Consider the following 368-nt stretch of genomic DNA (forward strand, 5'->3'; position numbering starts at 1 on the left):
CCCGGCTCGGGCGGAGCCGAGTCGCGCCCCGAATCCTGTTCGGCGGGACGGGAGCCCGCGGGCGGCGAGTCCGCCCAGCGCCCCGGCACGGCAGACGGGGGCGCGGACGGCGGCGGCAACGCCGGGGACGCTGATTCGACCGGGGGCGGGCAGGAACCCGCTCCGGCCCCCGGGGCTGGCGAAGGCCCGGAGGCGCTCAGCCGCACGGGCACCGCGGCGTGGGCCACGGCAGGGGGCGTCGCACTCGCCCTGCTGCTCGGCGGCGGGGCTGCGTTGCTCATCCGCTCCCGGCGACAGCCCCGTCCCGACGGGGAGTAGGGCCGTCTCGGGGGCCGAGCCCCTGAGACGCCCGGCGCGGCCGGGGTCAG

General features: G+C 81.0%; 1 pseudogene. It reads left to right on the forward strand.

What is annotated here, in order from left to right:
- A pseudogene (locus tag OOT08_RS13710) lies at window positions 1-318 on the forward strand (hypothetical protein); the annotation flags it as partial.
- Window positions 319-368 lie beyond the last annotated feature (50 nt).

This window comes from Leucobacter sp. M11, from assembly GCF_035726885.1.
Taxonomy (GTDB): domain Bacteria; phylum Actinomycetota; class Actinomycetes; order Actinomycetales; family Microbacteriaceae; genus JAPFRB01.